The organism is Dehalococcoidales bacterium, assembly GCA_035529395.1.
Lineage (GTDB): Bacteria > Chloroflexota > Dehalococcoidia > Dehalococcoidales > Fen-1064 > DUES01.
The window spans coordinates 14,460-32,488 of record DATKWT010000080.1 but is presented as its reverse complement, the minus strand read 5'-3'; the positions used below and the strand labels follow the sequence as shown (position 1 = coordinate 32,488).

The following is an 18,029-nucleotide window of genomic DNA, read 5'->3' as shown; positions in this document are numbered from 1 at the left end:
CCTACTCCTTCCTGTCAATCAACAGGGTCTGCTCCGGCAGCGTCTCATCGAGCTCGGGACGGAAATAGCTGCTGGGTATCCTGCCATCCGCCTCAAGCTGGTCCCTGGTGAGCACCAGGGCACCCCGCTGGTATTTTGCCAGTTCAAAAGCGTAGCCCATGAACAGGGCGTTGTACGGGCAGGCCTCCACACAAAGGCCGCAGGATATGCAGTATCCCGTGTCCACTTCAAACTTTTCAACCGTGTAGTTGTTCTCCTCACCCGGGGACGTCTCGATATGGATGACCCCCTGAGGGCAGGTCTTGGCGCAGGTAGCGCAACCGGTGCACTTCTCCTTGTCCCAGACAAGCTCATTACCACGGGTCCGGCGAGCAACCACCAGCCTCTGTTCCGGGTACTGAGTGGTGACCCGACGCCGGACCAGGTTCCTGAGGGTAACCCTCATACCCTTGGCTATGCCGATTCCGTATCGCTCAAACTTCAACTCTACCCCATCCTACCTTGAACAACTTGGACCCCAGTAGTATCAGGGCCGCCGTTATGGCGAAATTAAGCGGGATAATGTACAGCGGCAGGTCTCCAGGCCACGCCAGGATTTCCAGTGCCGTAACCAGCAGGTTAATCAGCGCCAGCGGGAAGAGGAACTTCCAGGCAAACGCCATCAGCTGGTCTATCCTGACACGCGGTAACGTAGCCCGTGTCCACACCATGGTAAAGAAAACGATGAGTATCTTGACAATCAGCCAGAGCCAGGGTGGCAAGACCGGACCCTGCCAACCACCAAGAAACAGCGTGGCGATAATGGTAGACATCACCACTGCCTCGCCGTACTCTCCCAGGTAAAACATGGCAAATTTCATGCCGGAATACTCGGTGTGGAAACCGGCGGTAAGCTCAGAATCCGCCTCCATGAGGTCGAATGGACTGCGGTTTATCTCCGCGCACCCACCAATGAAAAGGAGCAGGAAACCGAGGGGCTGCATAACGATGAAGGGCACTCTCTCCTGTGCCAGTACGATGTCATTCAACGAAAGCGAACCGGCCAGCAGCACGACTCCGGCGATAGAGAGGACAACAGGCATCTCGTAGCTGACAACGGCAGCCACGTTTCGCATCGCACCTAGCAGGGAGTATTTGTTGCTCGAACTCCAGCCGGCCATAAACACGCCGATAGTGGATATCGAACTGATGGCGATAACGAAGAGGACGCCGATGTTCAGGTCAGCCATCATGGCACCATTCTGGAAAGGCACTACGGCAAATATCATTATCGTCGGGGCGAAGACCACCGCCGGCGCCAACCAGTAGACCAGCTTATCGGCATTGGACGGCGTGATATTTTCCTTGAGCAGTACCTTGATGGCATCCGCTATTGCCTGGAGCACACCGAAGGGGCCGGTCCGGTTGGGGCCGACCCTGGCGGCAAAGAATGCTATACCCCTACGCTCAACATAGATGACGACGATAATCATCACCAGCACAAAGGCAATGCAGATGACGGTGAAAACCAGCCAGTGCCACCACTCGTTTCCCGGCCAGTCCGGGGGCACGGCATCCAGGTGGCGCATAGCGCCGGAGAAAGCAGCATCAACCGCGGTCACTATCTGTCAACCTCACCCATAGTAATAGCAAAACTCCCAAAAATAACAATCAGGTCCTGTATCTTCCAGCCAATTATCATATCACGCAAGGCTGTCAGATTCATCAGGCTGGGTGCCCTGATATGGCACCGATACGGTGCGATGGAGCCATCAGACACCACATGGAAACCCACCTCTCCCGTGGGTGCTTCGACGTGGGCATAGGCTTCACCAACCGGAGGACGGATGAGATGGGGTACATCAGCCCGCACCTCTCCCGCGGGTATCTGCGCCACTGCCTGCTCAAGGATACGCAGACTCTGTCTCATCTCTTCTATTCTGACCCGGTAGCGGTCGTAGCAGTCGCCCTGGATACCGGTGGGAATATCGAATTCAAATCGGTCGTAGATGGAGTAAGGGTCTGCCTTACGTATGTCCCACTTCATTCCGCTGCCGCGAAGCACCGGCCCACTGGCGCCGATATTAATTGCGAGGTCGCGCGGCAGGATGCCCACGCCCTTGGTGCGAGCCAGCAGTATCTCATTCTCCTTGAGATACTGGTCATACTCATCTATACGTCCACGGATGTGTGGGATTATGCGTTTCAGCGCTGGCATGAACTCATCAGGAATGTCCTGGCTGACACCGCCGATACGCATGTAGTTATAGAGCAGGCGCTGTCCGCATACCATGTCAAAGAGGTCGCAGATGTTCTCCCGTTCGCGGTACATGTAGAGGAACGGGGTGAAATAGGCACCGCAGTCGTTGAAGAATGAACCGACGGATACCAGGTGAGCGGCGATACGCTGTAGCTCGGACATGATGACCCGGAGGTATTCGGCCCGCTCCGGAACGGAGATACCGGCCAGCTTCTCCACGGTGAGGACATAGGCCAGGTTGTTGGTCATCGAAGCCACGTAGTCGAGGCGGTCCGTCAGCGGGATAACCCCGCCATAGGTGCGCTCCTCGGCCAGCTTTTCAATGCCCCGGTGCAGGTAGCCAAAGACCGGGTCCAGGTCAAGAACGACCTCTCCGTCGAGGGTGGCCCTCATCCGGAATACGCCGTGCGTACTCGGATGCACCGGTCCGATATTGAGAACAAACGGTTCTGTTCTCAGTTCCATCTACATGAAGTCCTTTCGCTGCGGGTGTCCTTGAAAGTCCGACCAGAGGACGATACGTTTCATGTTCGGGTGGCCTTCAAACGTAATTCCCATAAGGTCGTAGATTTCCCGTTCCTGGTGGTCGGCACTCCGCCAGAGGCCGACAAGTGACGGCAGTGTGAGGTTGTCGCGACCCTGGCAGCGGGTTTTAATGACCAGGCTGTGGTTGTGTTCCATGGAAACGAACAGGTAAACAACCTCGAAGTACTGGTAGTAGTCAACCGCCGTGATTGTGGTCAGGTAGTCGAAATCGAGCCCCGGGGTATTCTTGAGAAAGGCGCCCACATCCAGCAAGGAGTTGCTGTTAACGAGAATAGCAGTGCCAGCAGCGTCAATGACTGCATCCGGCAGTCGTTCGCTAATTTGTCCGGCAATCTCCCGGGTGGATAGAGAAGTAGTCATCTGCCTTTCTTATCGGATAGTGCTTTTTATATTTTCTCCAGCTCGGCTTCAGGAAAAGCCATGTTGTAGCCGGTGCTGTCCGCCTTCATGATGACATAATCGGCGGGGTCTTCCTTTACTTCAACAATTTCGCCTTCCCAATTGGCGATTTTGTATCCTCCGGGCCAACCCGGCCTATCCAGGACCCTGGCCCTGTCACCCACACTGAACTTGTCCATCGCCTCCCCTCCTCGTTCTAAGGTTAGTATGCGGCAGGCTATTCCTTGATGATATTGGTTCTCTTGGCTATCTTCTCCTGCAGCATCTGTATGCCGTGCAGCAGGGCTTCGGGACGCGGCGGGCAACCGGGCACGTAGACATCAACCGGAATTATACGATTATACCCTGGTACTACGTTGTAGGAAGAGCGGAAGATACCGCCGCTGATGCCGCAGGCACCCATGGCGATAACCCATTTCGGCTCCGCCATCTGGTTATATATCCGTCTTACGTTGGGTGCCATCTTCCAGGTCAGCGTGCCCGCGGTAATCAATACGTCTGCCTGACGCGGCGAGGCACGCAGGATTTCCATACCAAAACGGGACATGTCGAAACGGGGGCCCATCACGGAAATAAACTCAAAGGCGCAGCAGGCCGGGAAGCAGATGACCGGCCACAGCGAGGAACGCCGCCCCCAGTTGATTAACCAGTCGGCGGTTGTCAGCAGTATATTCTGGCTCAGTTCTTCGTCCAGCCAGGCATCAGGGTCCGAGAGCGGCTCCGTGGCACCGGCCTTCAGTTCTTCAATGACCTTGCTCTCGGACTGGTCGAGCTCCGAATCCGAATAGACGTAGTCCCTGGCTCTGCTTACTTCCATTCTAGAACTCTCTTCCTCCAGGCGTAAAGGTAGCCAACAACAATGAGGGCGATGAAGATAAGTACTGCGGTGAAACCGGAAGTCCCGAGGTCCCTCACGTTGACCGCCCACGGATAGATAAACGCAACGAGTACATCCAGGGCCAGGAAAATCAGGGCATAGAAGTAGTAGCGGAAGTTAAACTGCACCCACGTCTTCCCGATGGTTTCCATGCCGCACTCAAACGTGGCGTTCTTGACAGCGTTGGGATGGTGAGGGACTAGCTTGAGGTACCTGAATACAACGGGGAGAATAATTAAAAGGAGACTAAAAAGAACGGCAACGATGATGAAGAGCCCGACGAAACCGTAATCAGAGAGCAACTGTTACCCCCCTTTGTTACAAGCCAACAGTGAGTATACCACACGCGATTTAGTAAAAGCAAGATGGTTTCGGTAACAGTTTCTTTTAACGCAACACGGGGGCTTACCTGGTGTTTTTTGGACTGGATGAACTGTAGTCAGTAGCACGGAATCTTGCCGGTTGTTTGGATTACTTCACTGTCTATTCGCTCCGGCCCATAATTTAATCCTGGAACGATAGGCGGTATTTATGTGAAATGTCACCGTAATATTGGCCCAGTACACCTACTTGATAAATCGGTGAACTCGGGTTATAGTGGTGAAGTATTATGAGCGGGCTGCCGCGAGACTCTTCATGGTAGCCTGTTGACCAGGAATGATAGCCGGATGATGGGATTGAAGTCTGGCGAAGAAGTCAAGGAAGGCTTCTTCGATACCAAAATAGATACCGGGGTCGGGTCACTACTGGGCGCGGTGGGCAACCTTCTTAACGAGCGGGGGGTTCAGGCGTACCTGGTGGGCGGTTTTGTTCGTGACGCACTACTGCACCGTCGTACCGCTGATATCGACATTGCCGTGGCCTCTGATGCGCTGGCGATTGCCCGGGTGGTGGCTGGTGCACTGGGTGGCAGGTTTGTTACACTGGATGAAGAAAACGGGGTAGCACGAATAATACTGGTGGGTGGTGATGTATTCCCGGGCGAAAACCAGTGGCAGGTAGATTTCTCCACATTCCGTGGTAGTATCGAGGAGGACCTGGCACGACGTGATTTTACGGTAGATGCGATGGCAGTTGAACTCAACCAGATAACTACAACCGACCGAGCAGTACGGCTGGTGGACCCCTTCGGTGGTCGGGAGGACATCAAGAGCGGTGTCATCCGGAGTGTTTCCGAGGCCGCCTTTGAGTCTGATGCCGTTCGTCTGCTGCGAGCCGTGCGTCTGGCTGCCGAGCTTGGCTTCAGTATCGATAGCGTTACCGAAGCCCAGGTCCAGCACCATGCCGGCCTCATCGCCGGTGTTGCCGGGGAACGTATCAGGGAAGAGCTGCTGCGCCTCCTGGCCGTTCCCGGCAGTGGGCGTTTCCTGGTCTACCTGGACAGTCTGTGTCTGCTTACAGCACTGATTCCGGAACTGGTCGCCGCCAGAGGAGTGGAACAGCCCAGGGAACACTTCTGGGACATCTTCGAGCATTCTCTGAAGACCGTGCTCGCAGTCGACTTCTTGCTGCAGGAAGGGTCCTGGGAGTATGGCGATGATGTACTTTTGGCAACGGTCCCGTGGTCATCGGAACTGGCCGCACACTTTAGCCCGGAGGTCGGCAGCGGGAGCACCGGAAGGTCGCTCCTGAAGCTGGCGGCACTACTGCATGATATTGCCAAGCCGCAGACCAGAAACATCGATGAAGACGGGCGGATGCGCTTTCTGGGGCACGCCGGAGAGGGGGCCTCAGTAGCTGCCGGTGTCCTGGAGCGACTGAGGTTCAGCAACCGGGAGATAAAATTCGTGGAAGCAATAGTGCTGCACCACCTGCGCCCGATGCAGATGAGTCATGGCGGGCTTCCCAGCCGGCGGGCGGTCTACCGTTATTTCCGTGATACCGGGGATGCTGCTATGGAGATACTCTTCCTTAGCCTGGCTGACCATCTTGCCACGCGGGGCCCGCACCTAGAGATGGCTGGCTGGCAGGAGCATATCGATATTGTGAAATACGTTCTCGCTCAGCATTTCGAGCAGGAGAGCCGACCGCAGCCGGTTAAGCTGATAGATGGTCATGACCTGATAAACACCTTCGGCATGAGTCCTGGAATCAGGCTTGGCAAACTCCTCGAGGCGGTAAGGGAGGCCCATGCCGCCGGGGAAGTAACCACACGACAGGAAGCACTGGAATTCGTCGGCAGCCATTTGTCTACTGAGGAAAGAGGATAGATGCTCAGAAGAAACACCTGGGTTCTCATCACCATTATAGTAGTGTTCGCTCTGGCCCTCTGGGTGTTGCTCCCTATCGAGGGAGAAAGGTTCGGGCGTCAGGGAATCCAGTTCGGGCTTGACCTTAAGGGGGGCGTCCGTCTTGTCTACCAGGCCGATTTATCAGGAGTGACGCCGGGTACTGAGGGCGAGATAATGGACGGTGTGCTGGCTGTTATTGCCAACCGCATCAATCCGCTGGGTGTCACCGAGCCTGACTTCCACAGACGCGGTGATGACCAGATAGTGGTTGAACTCCCCGGGACTGACATTACCGATATCCAGAAGGAACGCATCGGACGTACCGCGTTACTTGGGTTCCGCGAGTGGGTACAGGTGCCCGTCGGGGGTGAGGAAGTAGAGGTTGAAGTGGGGACTGAGGAGGAGGCGTCTGAGGAAGGTGAGGAACCGGTTGACAGCGGAGAAGAGGAACAGGCCGAAGAAGGTGAAGGCGATGTAGAAGAGCCGGTTGATGAGGAAGAGGAAAGAGAGCCGGTAACGATAGGGATGTGGGTACCGGCTATGGGCACGGTTAACGGTGAGGAGAAGGCACTCAACAGCAGCTACTTCAAGGAGAACACCTATATCGACCGCGGACAGTTCGGTGAGATAGAGCTGCACTTTGAGTGGAACGAGGAGGGAATAGAACTATCCGAGCAAATTACCGGTCGGCTGGTGGTAGGCAATCAGCCACTGGGTATCTTCGAGGGGGACCAGCCGCTACTCGGTGATGACGGCCAGCCGATTGCTCCCAGAGTCCAGGCGGTAATCACAGATAGAGGCATCATTACAGGGTTGAGCATGACGGAAGCCACGGAACTTTCCAAGCAGTTAAACGCCGGGCGTCTGCCGGTACCACTTACCAGAGTGGGAGAAATGACGGTCAAGCCCAAGCTCGGGGAGGATTTCGTTGACCTCAGTGTCCGGGCAGGCTTAATTGGCATTGTTCTGGTGATGCTCTTCATGATTGCGTACTACCGTATCCCCGGACTCATGGCCAGCCTGGCCCTAGTCTTCTATGGGGCGATAGTATTGGCGCTATTTAAGCTGCTGGGGGTTACACTTACCCTGGCGGGTATCGGTGGTTTCGTCCTGTCCATTGGTATGGCTGTGGATGCCAATGTGCTCATCTTCGAACGAATGAAGGAGGAGTTCCGGATGGGCCGGGCATTAGGTGCCGCCACTGAAGCCGGGTTCAACCGTGCCTGGACGGCGATAAGAGACAGCAATATCACTACAATGATTGTCTGCGGTATTCTCATCTGGGTGGGTGGGTCTATTGCCTTCGGCGGCTCGGTGCAGGGTTTCGGTGTGACTCTACTGATTGGCGTGACAGTCAGCATGATTACGGCCATCGTCGCAACCAGGACGTTGCTGCGGCTTTTTATAGGAACCAATCTGGCAAAGCAAACACGTCTGTTCACCATATACTCAGGAAAGAAAAATGTTTGATATCGTCGGTAAGAGGCCAGTTTTCTTCGCCATTTCTGCGGTTCTCCTTGCAGGTAGTGTCATCGCCCTGCTGGTGCTGGGACTGAACCCGGGGATAGACTTCAGCAGTGGCTCAATCACGACGCTGAGCTTCGAGCAGGCCGTGGACCCCACCGAAGCGGAAGAGGAACTAGCCGCTCTGGGATTCAGCGGCCGGATCGATGAGTGGCAGGGTGACTTGGTTATCCACACGGTTCAGTTGACTGCCGGGGAAAAGACCAGTCTCAGGGAAGGCCTTGAGGAGAAGTTCGGACCTGCTGAAGAGATGGGTTTTGAAAGTGTCGACCCGGTGATTGCCGAAGAGACGGCAGGAACCGCCGGTATCGCTGTGTCCGTGTCGGCGGTAGGGATACTACTCTATCTCACCTGGGCCTTCCGCCGCATGCCGAGACCATTGCACTATGGTGCCTGTGCCATCATAGCGCTGATTCATGATGTCGTCATTGTGCTCGGAGTGTTCGCCATCCTCGGCGGCATATTCGGCTGGGAAATCAACCTGATGTTCATCACCGGCATACTCGCCGTGATTGGTTACAGCGTGAATAATACCGTGGTAGTCTTTGACCGGATACGGGAAAACCTGCAGCGGGGAGTCAGCCCGGACTTTGAGGTGGTAGTCAACAGCAGCCTGGTGGAAACCATGAGCCGCTCGTTGAATACCAGCCTGACGACACTGGTGGTGGTGATGGCCCTGGTGCTGTTTGTCGGTGTATCAATACAGAACTTTGCTGTGGTCCTGCTAATTGGTGTTATTGCCGGGACTTATAGTTCTCTCTTTGTAGCGCCCCAGTTGCTCGCGGTCTGGCACAAGGGGAAGTGGCGGGGCTTCGTGCAAGGCCCGACCCTGACAACACGATAGGTCCGGGAGGGAGGACGCCCCGGGGAGGAACAAGGCCGTATGTTCTCCACGAGAAGTGGTGCTGCCAGACTCGCCCTCGGGACTATCATTGTCCTGATTGCCGCTAAGGCGATTGTGGCGATGGTAACCGGCAGCATCAGCATTACCGCCCAGGCGACAGACAGCTTCCTTGACCTGATTGCCGTAGTTATCACCCTCTTCGCGGTCCGCATTGCCGTGATGCCCGCTGATAAAGACCACCCTTTCGGTCACGGTAAGATTGAGGGTATTGCTGCCATTGTACAGGCGGTGCTGATTGTCGGCGCCGGTGGCTTCATCGTCTATTCTGCAGTCAGGCGGATAGTAGACGGTGCCACGGTGGAAATGACTGAGGCCGGCATCGGTGTTATGCTCTTCTCCACGGTCGTCAGTATTTTCCTGGCGCGTCATCTGTCCCGGGTATCAAGGTCCACCAGGTCGTTAGCGCTGGAAGCGTCTGCCCGCAATATCACCGCCGACATCTATTCCGCCGCCGGTGTCCTGCTGGCGATGGTGTTGATACGCCTCACCGGACTGGCCATTCTTGACCCTATCATTGCCCTCGGCGTTGCTATCCTGATATTCAAGTCCGCCTATGATGTCATCCGGAAGTCTGTAAGCGAGCTGGCTGATGCCCGGCTGCCGGAGGAAGAGGAAAAAACACTGACCGCCACTATCATCGAGCACCGTGGCCAACTGGCCGGTTTCCACGCGATACGAAGTCGGAGGGCAGGGAACCAGCGCTTCATTGACCTGCACCTAGTAATGCCCCGGAATGCCAGCCTGGAAGAGGCGCACGCTATGTGTGACCACATCGAAGAGGACATCAAGACCAGGCTGCCCGGTACCAGTGTCACCATCCATTGTGAGCCCTGCCAGGTGGAGTGCGCAGAGTGCCGCGTACTCGGTTGCAGTCTCCGGCAGTACTAGCCTACACCCTACGGCAGTAGGAGCCTACACCGCCTGCTGGATACCGGACACGATGAACCAGCCCCCGAAGCCCACCAGCAGCAGGCTGCACGCGATAAACAACCCTTCCTGGAACCGTTTCCCCCACAGCGCCTGTGTCCTGTATATCAGGACGGACACGATAGACAGCCACACCAGGTCGCATGACCAGTGTACCGCGGTGAACGCCACCAGTCCGGCAGCACCATAGTCGACCACCTTCATGATGAGCATACTGCCCACGGTCGCCCACCAGAGCAGAAAGAACGGGTTGAGGGCGCTGAGGACGATGCCGGCAGTGATTGCATTGTAGGACAGGTCCCGGCCCTGGTGGACCACCTCGGTGCGGGCGCGGAACATGCCGATGCCGAGCCAGATAATCATCACTCCCCCGGCTATGCTCAGCACGAGTTGCACCGTGGTGTTCTCAAAGAACCGGGCAAAGCCGAAGTATATCAGCAGTATCAGAGGGACTTCTATCACGGCGTGGCCGATGGCTATCAGCGGCCCTGCCCAGGGGCTGCGGTAGCTCTTGGCCACGGTGATAGCAAACATCGGTCCGGGCATCATCACGCCGGACAACGAGATTACGGCTACACTCAGCAGGACTGGCAGCAAGGCGACACCCCTCCCAGATTGTAACATACTGACTTTATTTCACACACTGAAGTTATACGTTCTCCTTGAGTTCACCGGCCTGATTCACTATACTTTCGGTATAGTACGGGTTGGCATTCCTTGGGGGTGGCCGATATGTCCCTGGACCTTACGAAGCTCATTTCCCAGGTGGGCGATATGGTGGCCCGGCTGAAGGCCAGAGGCCGGGAGCGTCAGGAACGCCTTGAGCATGCCCGGGAGGCCCTCGGCAGGTACGCCGGTGACGTGGAAGCCCTCAAAAATAAGATTGATGCCAGCCGGACGACCTGGCTGGTGGCCGGTCTGGTGGACGGGCTTGACGGACATCACGAGGCGCCTGCAACACCTGCCGACTTCACCGTGGTTGCCACTGACGGCTCCCATATTGACGTTGACCGGCACCGTGCTGCCCGGTGCTACCTGATAAACATCGGCTCGGTGGTGCTGCGCTACGGTACCAGTCCGGCGGCCGTTCTGGACAGCCAGCCCAGCCTCTATTCCGGGGATGAAGACCTGGTGATTGCCGCACCCGGAGTGCGTGGTCGTGAGCAGGTGATTGAAGGCGCGCTCCTGGGCATGAAGCGTGCCGTCGATGAAGCCCGCCGGTTGTCCGAGCTGGCGGCCGAGGCGTCAACGGATAGCCCGACCGTGGCACTGCTCGACGGCTCTCTGATACTCTGGGGGCTGGAGCCATACCCTGAGTTCGTCACCGAGGAGTTGCTGGACAAAGGGTTCCTGAGGTGTCTGGAGGGGCTGCGCAAGCTGAGCGGGGAGAGACAGCTTGCTGTGGCGAGCTACATCAGCTTTCCCCGCAGTATGGATGTCGTCAATGCCCTGCGGGTGGCGCTCTGCCCCCGGGAGACAGTCGACAGCGACCACTGTCCAGCGTGTGAGACCAGGGAGTGTGATGCCGTGGCCGGTGTGCGCGACCGCGAGCTTTTTGCCGGGCTGCTTGAGCCGGGGGAGAGGTCGGACACCTTCATCAGCTCTTCCAAAATCCAGAGTCGGTACGGCCCCCACCAGGTGCACTTCTTCTACCTGAACCTGGATGACGAGGTTGCCCGGGTCGAGGTGCCTTACTGGGTGGCCAACAACGACAGTCTGCTTGGCCTGGCCCACAGCCTTATCCTTGACCAGTGCCGGCGCGGGCATGGTTACCCGGTGGCGCTGAGTGAGGCCCACGAGAAGGCGGTCGTCACCGGCGCCGATGCCGCCGGCTTCTGGCGGCTGGTGGAATTGTCCCTGGTGGAGGAGAAATTACCCACTACCGGCTCGGCAAAGAGCTGGAGCAAGAGAACAAGGTGGGTATAGATGGCTTCTACACCGTGTGTCATTGCGAGGAGCGTGCCGACTTTTCGTCGGCCTGTCGCCAGGCCGCTGGTTTCAGCGGCACGCAATCTACAAAGATGAGATTGCTTCAGCTTCGGCCTGCTAGCAAAGCCAGTAGATAAGCTCGCAATGACAGGGGGTCTGGCCGGAACAAGAGAACGAGGTGGATCTAGCCATTACTTACGGAAGTACATCTTCGTAGTAAGGAGAAAACGGCTGTGGACGACTTGAAGAATCTCATGCCGGTGGGAAAGTCAGGAGTAAAACCTGCGGCCCGGGTTCTATCCCGTGCGTTTCAGGATTCCCCGATATTTACCCATCTGCTTCCGGACCCTGTGGAAAGGAAGAACAAGCTGCACTACCTTTTCGAAATAGTGGTCCGCGATAGTATTCGCTATGGAGAGGTTTACGCGACTTCTCAGAACCTGGAAGGTGTAGCCGTGTGGATACCATCGGAAAGGGGCGAGAATATGTCCCAGTGGAGAATGATACGGGCTGGCGCATTGTCTCTCCCATTCAGATATAGCAGAGACTTCCTGTCAAGGCAGAGCCCCGTTACCGGTTTCATAGATGCGGCGCACAAACGTCATGCGCCTTTCCTCCACTGGTTTCTCCAGGCTATCGGTGTGGACCCCGCTTATCAGGGAAAGGGGTATGCCAGTAGACTGTTGAAACCCATGCTTGCCAGAATAGACAGGGAGAATCTGCCCTGCTATCTTGATACCGAAGAGGAGAAGAATGTTTCCATTTACCAGCATTACAACTTCAAGGTACTTGAGGAAGGGGAAATCCCGAGCACCGATATTGTTCTCCGGGCCATGTTGAGGGAGAAGTCCCGTCAGCAATAGCACCCTGTTGCACCGGTCGACCGTGTGGGTATAGAATACGCAGACACCACCTACTTTGTTGTAGAATATCGTGGATTATACCAACTGTAGTCACAGAGCGCACCAACAGGGAGTCGAAGAGGGGCGCAGCCCCTCTTACATAAATCCTTCCCTTCCCCTTGAAGGGGAAGGGAAAGGCGGCCCACCTGGGCCGCACGGGGATGGGGTCCCCGGAATCATAAATTCTACCGGGAGGTAACAATGGGCACCAAGGGCAGAAAGAACGTCAAGAAATCCAAGCAGAAAAAGGAGAAGAAGGAAGAGAAGAAGAAGTAGAGAACCGGGAATGACTGAATCAGCGGAAAGAGTCGGTGAGGTAATCGAGGCCAGTACCACCCAGCTCGTCGCCGAGTGCTACGAGCTCTACCAGCCGCCGCCATTGGGCAGCCTGGTGCAGGTGGGCGATGTCGGAGAAGAGCTTCTCGGCGTTGTCTATTATGCCGCCACGGCCAGCCTGGAGCCGGGACGGCGTCCCATCGCCCGCGGCAAGGATGAAGCTACCGAGGAGGCGGTCTACCAGGCCAGCCCCCAGCTTGAGAAGCTGCTCCGTAGTGAGTTCAGCGCGTTAGTAGTGGGACATGCCGAGGGGGGCAAGCTGCTCCAGTACCTTCCGGCACGGCCGGCCCGCATCCACAGCTTCGTCTACCGGTGCCCCCCGGACAGCGTCAGGGACTTCAGCACTTCATTTGATTTCCTGAGCCTGCTGCTCGGCACAGCGCTACCGGTAGCGGTGGAGGAACTGGTTGCGGCAACCCTGCGCCAAATGAGCGAGGCCCACGAGGACAACCGGGGCTTCCTCGTTGCGGCGGGGAAGGAACTGGCGACGCTTCTCAGTGGCGAGTACGGCCGGCTCAGGGCGATTCTGGAAAGGATTGTGCCGCCGGAATAGGAGTGCTGTCTGTAATGAACGATTTCAGGTTCAATGACTACGGAGTACTGACTGACGGCGAGATAGAGATCGTTGTCAGTCAGAAACGGCCTGCCAATCCACAGAAGGAGTATCTACCGGTGTACGAGTTTGATATTCACCTGTCGGGTAAGCCCGGGGCGATTGGCGGCGTCAGCCTGCGGATTGGGAATACGGAACACGTGATAAAGTATGCCGGTCACATCGGGTACGGGATTAACGAGAGATACCGGGGCAACCGCTATGCCGCCAAGGCTTGCAATCTCGTCAGGCAGGTTGCTCTAGACCACGGCCTCAACGTATTGTGGATAACCTGCGACCCTGAGAACCATCCGTCGCGCAGGACGTGCGAAATACTTGACTGTGAGTTTGTTGAGATTGTTGACCTGCCGGAGGATACCGACATGTATCGGGAGGGTGAAAGGCAGAAGTGCCGCTACAGATGGGACCTGGAGGAGTAGGTAGTGACTGAAGAGAATATCAATCAGCGACTCGGTATCGTTGTTTCCGGTTCGGTAGACAAAGGCACTGAGGTCAGGCTGGATAGCGCGGCTTCGGTAGAGGATATGGTGGTCGGGCGCTATGTCACCATCGAGGGACGACAGCGGCGCTTCTTCGGCATGATTACCGATATCAGCCTCGGTGTGACCGACCCCGAGCTTACCGTTGCCCCGCCCCGTGAAGGCGATTCTTTCCTGTCCGAGGTGCTTAACGGGACGGCCACCTACGGGGCTCTCCACGTCCTGCCCATGCTGACGATGGGTATCGAGGGGCCGGAGCCGGTGAAGACCGTTCCCAGCCATTTCTCGGCGGTGAACCTGGCTTCGGACACGGATATGGAGCTTATCTTCGGTGAAGAGGACGATACTCGCTTCAACGTCGGCAACCCGCTGGACATGGAGACCAAACTGTGCCTCGACCTGCCGGAATTTGTCAAGCGCTCCAACGGCATCTTCGGCAAGAGCGGCACCGGCAAGACCTTCCTCACCCGGATTCTGCTCATCGGTATGCTCCAGAAGAGCAAGGCGGTCAATCTGATATTCGACATGCACAACGAGTACGGCTGGGAGGGGAGCAGCGAGGAGGGCCATCGTAAGGTCAAGGCATTGAAGCAGCTATTCCCGGACCAGGTGGCCGTGTTCACCCTGGACGAAGAGAACTCGCGACACCGGGGTGTGAGTACCGACTTCGTGGTCAGAATAGGGTATGACGAGATTGAGCCGGAAGACATTGTATTACTCCGCCAGACACTGAACCTTACCGAGCCGGCGGTTGAGGCAGTCTATCAACTGCATCGCAGGTTCCGTGGTGAGTGGATAGAGAGGACGCTTGCCCTGCAGGACTCCGATGAAATACCGGAAGGTCTGAACATACACGAAAGCACCCTGAAGAATCTCCAGAGAGGTCTCCAGACAATCCGGCGGCTGCCCTTCATCCAGCCCCATGTACCCACCAATGCTGTCCGCACCATGCTGGAATACCTAGACCGCGGCATGAACGTCGTCCTCGAGTTCGGCCGGTATCGGGATATCACCGCCTATATGCTGGTGGCCAACATGCTCGCACGGCGCATCTATGCCCAGTACCAGGAGAGGATGGAGCGAGCGATGGGTGAGGGTCTTGCCCAGCCGAATCCCCTGGTTATCACCATTGAGGAAGCGCACAAGTTCCTCAACCGGGAGGTTGCCAGCCAGGCTATCTTCGGTACAATCGCCCGTGAGATGCGCAAGTATAATGTCAGTCTGCTGGTAATCGACCAGAGACCGAGCGGCATCGACGAAGAGGTTATGTCCCAGATGGGCACCAAGATAACCTGCCTGCTCGACAACGAGAGGGATATCGACAGCGTGCTTGCCGGTGTTGCCGGGAAGAATGAGCTGAAGTCGGTGCTCTCCAAGCTGGCCCCGAAGCGGCAGGCGCTCATCTTCGGCCACGCCGTGCCGATGCCGGTGGCGTTCCAGCCCCTGGAGTACGGCTCGGCGGAGTCTTACAAGCGCTTTATGCCGGCCGGAGATACCGGCCAGCGGGCGCAGAAGGACATCGAGGAGCTCTGGGACTGAAATGTCTCCCCCTGGTTTCGAGTGCATCGAGCTTGTGGGGGACAGGGTCCGGCTTCGTCCCGCGCAGCCCACTGATACTGCGGACGCCTACCGTCTCGTGTCCGACGAAGAGGTGCTATCACGCCTGTTGTGGGAGGGCCCGGCGGACGAAGCAGAGATGTCCGACGTCTTCCGCCGCTATCAGGCAGGACTGGAGACCGGCGAAGGCTGCAACCTGGCCATTGAGCGTACCGACCACCCCGGACTGATAGGATGCATCGGCTCTCGCCTGAAAGAGCACCCTTTGCAGGCCAACGTCGGCTACTGGCTGGGTGCGCCCTACTGGAACCGGGGCTACATGACCGAGGCGATTCGCCTTGTCTGCCACTTCTCCTTTGAGTATCTCGGTGTAGTGCGCGCGCATGCGGGTGTATTTGTCGGGAATGTGGGCAGCAGACGGGCGCTGGAGAAGAACGGTTTTTCCCTGGACGGTACCTTGAGAAGCGACGTCATCAAGCGTGGGGAGTGGCGGGATGAATGGTTTCTCAGCCTGCTGCGCTCCGAATGGGAAAGGGACCGGGAGAGGTTCCGACCCCGACACGAGGATGTTGTCGTAATGAGGAGCGGCGAATGACTCCTGCCAGTCGTCCTCGACCGGAAAGGGAATCGCTTCTTGTGCAGACCAGACGGTTGCTGCGTCATGCCGGTCTGCGAGCAAGAAAGGGACTGGGACAGCACTTCCTCGTCGATGAAAGTGTACTGCGGCTGATTATCGAGTCTGCCGAGCTTGCTTCGACCGATGTTGTTGTTGAGATTGGCCCTGGGCTGGGCGTCCTGACCCGTAAGTTGGTCGAAAGGGCCGGCCGGGTGGTTGCCGTCGAGCTGGATGACAGGCTTGCCGCAGTCCTGAAGGAGTCCCTGGCTGCTTTCGATAATATTACCATCATCAATGGAGATATCCTTAAGATAGACCCGGCAGTCCTTCTGCGGGAAGCCGGGGGGCCTGAGTACAAGGTAGTGGCCAATCTGCCCTACTACATCACCTCGCCGGTACTGCGACACTTCCTGGAGGCTTCGACAAGACCGAGGACTATGGTGGTGATGGTGCAGAAGGAGGTGGCTGAAGTCATTGCCGCAAAACCGGGCCGGATGAGCCTGCTCAGCGTGGGCGTGCAGCTCTACGGAGAGCCGGAGATTGTCGGCCACGTACCGGCAGAGTGCTTCTATCCGGTGCCGGATGTTGATTCCGCAATACTAAAGATAAGCGTGTCCACCGAACCGATGGTGGCGGTGAGTGACGAGGCGGGTTTCTTCAGTGTGGTGCGGGCCGGGTTCAGCGCTTCCCGCAAGCAACTGGTCAACTCCCTGGTGCGGGGACTGGGGTTACCCAGAGCAGAGGTGCTACGTATGCTGGAAGAGTCCGGAATCGAACCGAAGCGGCGGGCGGAGACCCTGTCCCTTGAGGAGTGGGGGCGACTGTGGAAAGTATATTCCGGAACTTACTACTGAAGCTATCCGAAAAAGGAGGGCGGCAATGCATAATGTTTGGAAGAGACTCTTCATAGTAGCAGTAATTCTACTGGTTACGTGCGCTGCTCTCTGTGGTTCCTTCTGGTATCAGTTAGAAGATACCAAAGCCCAACTTGTGAATACCAGGGTTGAATTAGATATTTCCAACAAACAACTTGCTGAAACTAAAACCTTGCTGGATAATACTGAGGTTCAGTTAGTGGATACTGAGGCTCAGTTAGTGGATATTAAAGCTCAGCTGGATACCACCGAAACAGAGTTGGATGTCACCAAAAATCAGCTGGTTAATATCACAGCCCAGCTGCATTCCACTAAGAACGAACTTACTTCAACTCAAAGTAATTTAGGGACAGAAAAGAACAAGAACAGTCAAATGGCAAATCAGTACAGCAGCATTAGAGACGAAATTAATGTTCGGCTGGGATTAACACCACAAGACGAGCAAAGCTTTATAACCCCTGACAACTTGTTAGTATCGGCAAAAGTGCAGGAAATTGCTGGCGGTTATTCTGAGAACGTAAATGAGTATTGGAGCGATTGCGAGCGATTGTATCGCTGGGTAGTAAACAACATATCATATGCTAAAGACAGCTACATACCGTTCCTTCCGGAAATCATATCCGGTGAATTATCATGGCGCAACGAGTGTTGGCGAACGCCGGAGGAGACTCTTGAAGATGAGACCGGTGACTGTGAAGATATGGCAGTGCTACTCGCAAGCATGCTACGGAGTTATAACGAAGGAGAATATGACATCTGGGTTTTAACAATTCATTCTAGTGTTCCTGAAGTCCAGGGCCATGCAGCGGTTGCTTTCCCGGTTGCTGGCGGTAAACTCACTATTCTTGACCCGGCGGGGAATTACTATACCGGCTATCAATACGGAACTCTCCGGTCTGAGAGTGTCTCTATTGCCATCAACCAGTGGTTATCCTACTGGGAGAATGACATTCCGGGAGCAGAAATAGTCACAGCTTTCTCAGAGACTGACCATCAACAGTTTTCCAGCACAGCGGAGTTCATAACGTGGACAGAAGAGTAACCTCCGTGTAAATCTGGAGCTTGGATAAGAAGA

General features: G+C 56.3%; 20 protein-coding genes. 12 read left to right on the top strand and 8 right to left on the bottom strand.

Features of this window, described 5'->3' with window-relative positions:
- Position 1: 1 nt before the first annotated feature.
- Genes VMW13_05060 through VMW13_05030 form a run of 7 tightly spaced genes read right to left on the bottom strand, consistent with a single transcriptional unit; the run spans position 2 to position 4,363 of the window.
- A complete protein-coding gene (locus tag VMW13_05060; GenBank protein ID HUV44185.1) occupies positions 2–484 on the bottom strand; it encodes an NADH-quinone oxidoreductase subunit I in 483 nt (160 codons plus the stop codon).
- A complete protein-coding gene (gene nuoH / locus VMW13_05055; GenBank protein ID HUV44184.1) occupies positions 474–1,568 on the bottom strand; it encodes an NADH-quinone oxidoreductase subunit NuoH in 1,095 nt (364 codons plus the stop codon). Before nuoH ends, VMW13_05060 begins: the two co-directional genes overlap by 11 nt.
- Before the next feature lie 32 nt (positions 1,569–1,600).
- Positions 1,601–2,704, bottom strand: a complete 1,104-nt coding sequence (locus VMW13_05050; GenBank protein ID HUV44183.1) for an NADH-quinone oxidoreductase subunit D — start codon at positions 2,702–2,704, stop codon at positions 1,601–1,603.
- The gene (locus VMW13_05045) at positions 2,705–3,145 is read right to left on the bottom strand and encodes an NADH-quinone oxidoreductase subunit C (GenBank protein ID HUV44182.1); all 441 of its coding nucleotides are present in this window, start codon (positions 3,143–3,145) and stop codon (positions 2,705–2,707) included.
- A gap of 26 nt (positions 3,146–3,171) precedes the next feature.
- Positions 3,172–3,363: a hypothetical protein gene (locus VMW13_05040; protein ID HUV44181.1), complete on the bottom strand. Its 192-nt coding sequence runs from the start codon at positions 3,361–3,363 to the stop codon at positions 3,172–3,174.
- Between the two features lie 38 nt (positions 3,364–3,401).
- Complete coding sequence (locus VMW13_05035) at positions 3,402–4,001, bottom strand: NADH-quinone oxidoreductase subunit B family protein (protein HUV44180.1); 600 nt, start codon at positions 3,999–4,001, stop codon at positions 3,402–3,404.
- A complete protein-coding gene (locus VMW13_05030) occupies positions 3,992–4,363 on the bottom strand; it encodes an NADH-quinone oxidoreductase subunit A (GenBank protein ID HUV44179.1) in 372 nt (123 codons plus the stop codon). The genes VMW13_05035 and VMW13_05030 overlap by 10 nt, the downstream gene beginning before the upstream one ends.
- Before the next feature lie 345 nt (positions 4,364–4,708).
- On the opposite strand from VMW13_05030, the gene VMW13_05025 reads away from it, so the two are divergent.
- The 4 genes from VMW13_05025 to VMW13_05010 are packed head-to-tail and all read left to right on the top strand — an operon-like array spanning position 4,709 to position 9,608.
- The gene (locus tag VMW13_05025) at positions 4,709–6,271 is read left to right on the top strand and encodes an HD domain-containing protein (GenBank protein ID HUV44178.1); all 1,563 of its coding nucleotides are present in this window, start codon (positions 4,709–4,711) and stop codon (positions 6,269–6,271) included.
- Positions 6,272–7,762, top strand: coding sequence for a protein translocase subunit SecD (secD, locus tag VMW13_05020; GenBank protein ID HUV44177.1), 1,491 nt, complete (start codon positions 6,272–6,274; stop codon positions 7,760–7,762).
- Complete coding sequence (secF, locus tag VMW13_05015; protein HUV44176.1) at positions 7,755–8,660, top strand: protein translocase subunit SecF; 906 nt, start codon at positions 7,755–7,757, stop codon at positions 8,658–8,660. Before secD ends, secF begins: the two co-directional genes overlap by 8 nt.
- Positions 8,661–8,699: 39 nt before the next feature.
- Positions 8,700–9,608 carry a cation diffusion facilitator family transporter gene (locus VMW13_05010; GenBank protein ID HUV44175.1) on the top strand — a complete coding sequence of 303 codons (909 nt, stop codon included), beginning with the start codon at positions 8,700–8,702 and terminating at the stop codon, positions 9,606–9,608.
- Positions 9,609–9,632: 24 nt separating this feature from the next.
- On the opposite strand, the gene VMW13_05005 is transcribed toward VMW13_05010, so the two are convergent.
- Positions 9,633–10,244 carry a LysE family transporter gene (locus VMW13_05005; GenBank protein ID HUV44174.1) on the bottom strand — a complete coding sequence of 204 codons (612 nt, stop codon included), beginning with the start codon at positions 10,242–10,244 and terminating at the stop codon, positions 9,633–9,635.
- A gap of 135 nt (positions 10,245–10,379) precedes the next feature.
- Between VMW13_05005 and VMW13_05000 the strand changes: the two genes are divergently transcribed.
- The 8 genes from VMW13_05000 (at position 10,380) to VMW13_04965 (ending at position 17,996) form a co-directional block, all read left to right on the top strand.
- Positions 10,380–11,573 (top strand): DNA double-strand break repair nuclease NurA, encoded by a 1,194-nt coding sequence (locus VMW13_05000; GenBank protein ID HUV44173.1) that lies wholly within the window; start codon positions 10,380–10,382, stop codon positions 11,571–11,573.
- Positions 11,574–11,809: 236 nt separating this feature from the next.
- The gene (locus tag VMW13_04995; protein HUV44172.1) at positions 11,810–12,439 is read left to right on the top strand and encodes a GNAT family N-acetyltransferase; all 630 of its coding nucleotides are present in this window, start codon (positions 11,810–11,812) and stop codon (positions 12,437–12,439) included.
- 325 nt (positions 12,440–12,764) lie between these two features.
- Positions 12,765–13,367: a hypothetical protein gene (locus VMW13_04990; GenBank protein HUV44171.1), complete on the top strand. Its 603-nt coding sequence runs from the start codon at positions 12,765–12,767 to the stop codon at positions 13,365–13,367.
- A gap of 14 nt (positions 13,368–13,381) precedes the next feature.
- Entirely contained in the window at positions 13,382–13,846 is a 465-nt protein-coding gene (locus VMW13_04985; protein HUV44170.1) for a GNAT family N-acetyltransferase, read from the top strand.
- 3 nt (positions 13,847–13,849) lie between these two features.
- Complete coding sequence (locus VMW13_04980) at positions 13,850–15,445, top strand: ATP-binding protein (GenBank protein HUV44169.1); 1,596 nt, start codon at positions 13,850–13,852, stop codon at positions 15,443–15,445.
- Position 15,446: 1 nt separating this feature from the next.
- Positions 15,447–16,058 carry a GNAT family protein gene (locus VMW13_04975; protein ID HUV44168.1) on the top strand — a complete coding sequence of 204 codons (612 nt, stop codon included), beginning with the start codon at positions 15,447–15,449 and terminating at the stop codon, positions 16,056–16,058.
- The gene (gene rsmA / locus VMW13_04970; protein ID HUV44167.1) at positions 16,055–16,933 is read left to right on the top strand and encodes a 16S rRNA (adenine(1518)-N(6)/adenine(1519)-N(6))-dimethyltransferase RsmA; all 879 of its coding nucleotides are present in this window, start codon (positions 16,055–16,057) and stop codon (positions 16,931–16,933) included. Before VMW13_04975 ends, rsmA begins: the two co-directional genes overlap by 4 nt.
- Before the next feature lie 25 nt (positions 16,934–16,958).
- Entirely contained in the window at positions 16,959–17,996 is a 1,038-nt protein-coding gene (locus tag VMW13_04965; protein ID HUV44166.1) for a transglutaminase-like domain-containing protein, read from the top strand.
- Positions 17,997–18,029 lie beyond the last annotated feature (33 nt).

Coding starts and splice junctions, on each gene's coding strand:
- nuoH (HUV44184.1), bottom strand. CDS start 1,568: ATGCGCCACCTGGATGCCGTGCCCCCGGACTGGCCGGGAAACGAGTGG.
- VMW13_05050 (HUV44183.1), bottom strand. CDS start 2,704: ATGGAACTGAGAACAGAACCGTTTGTTCTCAATATCGGACCGGTGCAT.
- VMW13_05045 (HUV44182.1), bottom strand. CDS start 3,145: ATGACTACTTCTCTATCCACCCGGGAGATTGCCGGACAAATTAGCGAA.
- VMW13_05040 (HUV44181.1), bottom strand. CDS start 3,363: ATGGACAAGTTCAGTGTGGGTGACAGGGCCAGGGTCCTGGATAGGCCG.
- VMW13_05035 (HUV44180.1), bottom strand. CDS start 4,001: ATGGAAGTAAGCAGAGCCAGGGACTACGTCTATTCGGATTCGGAGCTC.
- secD (HUV44177.1), top strand. CDS start 6,272: ATGCTCAGAAGAAACACCTGGGTTCTCATCACCATTATAGTAGTGTTC.
- secF (HUV44176.1), top strand. CDS start 7,755: ATGTTTGATATCGTCGGTAAGAGGCCAGTTTTCTTCGCCATTTCTGCG.
- VMW13_05010 (HUV44175.1), top strand. CDS start 8,700: ATGTTCTCCACGAGAAGTGGTGCTGCCAGACTCGCCCTCGGGACTATC.
- VMW13_05000 (HUV44173.1), top strand. CDS start 10,380: ATGTCCCTGGACCTTACGAAGCTCATTTCCCAGGTGGGCGATATGGTG.
- VMW13_04990 (HUV44171.1), top strand. CDS start 12,765: ATGACTGAATCAGCGGAAAGAGTCGGTGAGGTAATCGAGGCCAGTACC.
- VMW13_04985 (HUV44170.1), top strand. CDS start 13,382: ATGAACGATTTCAGGTTCAATGACTACGGAGTACTGACTGACGGCGAG.
- VMW13_04975 (HUV44168.1), top strand. CDS start 15,447: ATGTCTCCCCCTGGTTTCGAGTGCATCGAGCTTGTGGGGGACAGGGTC.
- rsmA (HUV44167.1), top strand. CDS start 16,055: ATGACTCCTGCCAGTCGTCCTCGACCGGAAAGGGAATCGCTTCTTGTG.
- VMW13_04965 (HUV44166.1), top strand. CDS start 16,959: ATGCATAATGTTTGGAAGAGACTCTTCATAGTAGCAGTAATTCTACTG.